Raw genomic sequence first — 3,444 nt, 5'->3', positions numbered from 1 at the left:
CCAGCGTCCAACCGCTCAGCGGGTCGCCGAGATTGGTGATGGTCACGCTGGCACCGAAACCGCCCTGCCACTGCGACGCCACGGTGTAGTTCACCGAACAGCCCGCGGCCGCGGCAGCCGGCAGCGCCACCACAACTGTCGTCGCCGCGAGCACCGCGACACCGGCCGACACCAGGGCGACATTGGTCGCTCTGAATCTGGACATAAAGCCATTCTCCTGAGGGGGATGGCGGCCAACGCATTCACAGGGGACATTGTTTGGTGAGCGTTACCGGCCGTTTCAGACATGCTACGGGAGCGCTCCCAAACCCTCAATAACTCATCGCGACAATGGGCGAACGGCAGTTCGTAACACTTTTTCAGTGCGCAATTTCCGGCTTTTTACTAGGCGGATTCGCGAAGTACCAACCGGGTCGGCAGAATGATGGAGGTCCGGTCCTCGCCCGCGATCAGTCCGAGCAGCAGCCGGGTCATCTCCCGGCCCAGCGCCTGGATCGGCTGATGGACCGTGGTCAACGGCGGGGTGGTCCGGCCGGCGATGCCCAGGTTGTCGAAGCCCACCACGGCCACCTCCGCCGGCACCGACCGGCCGGCCTCACGCAGCACGCGCAGCGCACCGGCCGCCATGTTGTCGCTGGCCGCGAACACGGCATCGAGATCCGGGTGCCGGTCGAGCAGGGCGGTCATCGCCGCGGCACCGCTGGCCTCGGTGAAATCGCCCGCCGCCTCGCCGTACGGGGTCAGGCCGGCCATCACCATGGCCTCGCGGTAGCCGCGGTGCCGAGCCTCGCCGACCTCGGTGCCCTGCTGTCCGGTGATCGTGACGATCCGGGTCCGGCCGAGGCCGACGAGATGCTCGGTGGCGAGCCGCGCCCCGCCCACGTTGTCCGAGTCGACGTACCACTGCGGCTCGAAGTGCAGGGGCCGGCCGCCGTACACCGCCGGTAGGCCGGATTTCCGCACGATGTGGGTGAGCGGATCGTCCCCGCGCAGCGCCATCAGCATGATGCCGTCGACGCCGCGGGTGTTCAGCAGGTTGGTGAGCCGGGACCGGCCCCGGCCGGAACTGGCCAGGCACAGCAGCAGGTGCAGGTCGGTCTCCTCGAGAGCCGCGGACACACCCACGATGACCTGCGCGAAGAACGGATCGGCGAACAACTCGGGATCGTCGTGCGAAACGGCGAGGGCGACGATTCCGGTCTGTCGGGTGGCCAGCGCCCGGGCCGTGCGGTTGGGCAGGTAGCCCAGGTCCTTGACGGCCCGCTCGACCGCGTCGCGGGTGGCGCGGCTGACGTGCGGCGCGTTGTTGATGACCCGGGACGCCGCGGACCGGGACACGCCGGCACGCTCGGCCACCTCGTCGAGGGTGGGTTGCCGCCGGGGTGCCGATGCCGCCATTCCGGTGATCGTAACGGCCGGTCCGCAGCCCGTCGACGGTCCGGAACGTCGACTGGAAGCGGTCCCAGTTTCTTTCACCAACCGCTCGGAGTCACGCTCGCTGCCCTTGACATATTCCCGGCACATGCCCAGCATCAGATCGACCTCCATGTATGAGTGTCGCTGGGAGCGCTTCCAGTTTTCTCCCCCTCTAGGAGCCCCACGATGAAAAGATCCCTGCTGACGGTGTCCGCCGCGCTGACGCTGGCGATACCGGCGATCGTGTTCGCCTCGTCGGCCGCGCACGCCGATCCGATCAGCCAGACCAGCGGGTTCTACGTGAACCCGAACTCCAGCCCGGCCTCCTGGGCCGCCGCGAATCCCGGCGACGGACGGGCCGCGGCCATCCGGTCCGAGATCGCGCAGAAGCCGATGGCCAGCTGGTTCGGCAACTGGAGCGGTGACATCGGGTCCGCGGTCGGTTCGTACGTCGGCGCCGCCGATGCTGCCGACAAGCTCCCGCTCCTGGTCGCCTACAACATCCCGGGCCGGGACGCCTGCGGCGGGCACTCCGGTGGGGGCGCCGGCAGCGTCGCCGCGTACGACTCCTGGATCTCTGCTTTTGCCTCGGCGATCGGCAACCGGCCCGCCGTGGTCGTCCTCGAGCCGGACTCGCTGGGCGACTTCAGCTGCATGAGCCAGGCACAGATCAACGACCGGGTCGGCATGCTCTCGCGCGCCGCCGGCCAGTTCCGGTCCAAGGCACCCAACACCTGGGCCTACCTCGACGCCGGCAATCCCGGCTGGGTCGCCGCCCAGACCATGGCCGAGCGCCTCAACATGGCCGGCATCGGCAACGCGCACGGCTTCTCGCTCAACGTGTCCAACTACTTCACCACCGGCGAGAACACCAACTACGGCAACAACGTCGCGGCCAGCCTGCGCAACTACGGCCACAACAAGCCGTTCGTGATCGACACCAGCCGCAACGGCAAGGGCTCCAACGGCGAGTGGTGCAATCCGGCCGGCCGCAAGATCGGCACGCCGACCCAGACCGGCGGTGGCGCCGAGATGCTGCTGTGGCTCAAGACCCCGGGCGAGTCCGACGGCAACTGCGGCGTCGGCGGCGGCTCCTCGGCCGGCCAGTTCCTGCCCGAGGTCGCCTACAAGATGATCTACGGATACTGAGCACGCCCGCCCGCGGACCCGCCGAGCCGGGTCCGCGGGCGACGCCGCCCTGCCCTGCCTTGGCCTTGCCCTGCCTCGGCCTTGCCCTGCCTCGGCCTGCCCCGCCTCGGCCTGCCCCGCCTCGGCCTGCCCCGCCCTGGCCGGGCCGTCTGGCAAAGCGGTAGCCCATCGGCACAAATCCGATAATTACTGCTTTACGTGGCACGGATGGATCGCCCAGCCAGATCTTGGAGATCGGCTGTCATCCCCGAACTATCCCCGAACAGCAGATCGACAACATCGCATCGCGGGAGCCGGCCAGGGTGGATGCTTGCTGCAAAACGCCTGGGCGAGCGCCGTTTGGCCGGGCGGGACTTGATATCGCGACACCGCCGCACCATGCAGAAGACCTCGGGCGAACAGGAACTCACCAAGATCTACACACGGCGCTATCCAATAGGGACCAATGCGGCTTTTATCCCGGCGGACGTGCCTGCGGGTGGGTGATCGGGGTGATCGGGTGGGTGATCGGGTGGTGATCGGGTGGGTGATCGCCTCCTTGCCAGGATGGCGGTGCACAGCATCTGCCGCCGACCTGCCGCTCGGACTGACGCGCGGCGGCCGGAGCTGACCGGCCGGGACCCGCGCGCATCGCGAGTCCCGGCCGTCCCGGGAGAACGTCAGCTCGGCACTGCCACCTGTGCCGGCGTCGTCCGTCCGGTCGTGGTGCCGTCGCCCAGCTGCCCACTGGCGTTGTTGCCCCAGCACCACACGGCGCCGTCGGCGGGCAGGGCGCAGGTGTGGTAGCCGGTCGCGACGTGGCCGGTCCAGGTGGCGGCGGTGCCGACCCGGGTCGGTGTGGTGCGGTTGGTGGTGGTGCCGTCGCCTACGCCACCGGCC

The 3,444-nt window shown here is 69.0% G+C and carries 3 protein-coding genes and 1 pseudogene; 1 reads left to right on the top strand and 3 read right to left on the bottom strand.

Annotated features, from left to right (window positions below):
• Window positions 1-205 (bottom strand): cellulose binding domain-containing protein (locus tag Ari01nite_RS49240; protein WP_203791652.1); only part of this gene is annotated, 205 nt, incomplete at its 3' end.
• Window positions 206-384: 179 nt separating this feature from the next.
• On the bottom strand, window positions 385-1,398 hold the full coding sequence (locus Ari01nite_RS49235; RefSeq protein WP_203791651.1) for a LacI family DNA-binding transcriptional regulator: 1,014 nt from the start codon (window positions 1,396-1,398) through the stop codon (window positions 385-387).
• A gap of 204 nt (window positions 1,399-1,602) precedes the next feature.
• Between Ari01nite_RS49235 and Ari01nite_RS49230 the strand changes: the two genes are divergently transcribed.
• A complete protein-coding gene (locus tag Ari01nite_RS49230; RefSeq protein WP_203791650.1) occupies window positions 1,603-2,565 on the top strand; it encodes a glycoside hydrolase family 6 protein in 963 nt (320 codons plus the stop codon).
• A gap of 659 nt (window positions 2,566-3,224) precedes the next feature.
• On the opposite strand, the pseudogene Ari01nite_RS49225 reads toward Ari01nite_RS49230, so the two are convergent.
• Window positions 3,225-3,444: pseudogene (locus Ari01nite_RS49225) on the bottom strand (RCC1 domain-containing protein); the annotation flags it as partial.

The sequence above is a fragment of the Paractinoplanes rishiriensis genome (assembly GCF_016862375.1).
Classification (GTDB): domain Bacteria; phylum Actinomycetota; class Actinomycetes; order Mycobacteriales; family Micromonosporaceae; genus Actinoplanes; species Actinoplanes rishiriensis.
Note: the sequence above shows the minus strand (reverse complement) of the source record. Positions and strands in the feature narration are given on the sequence as shown.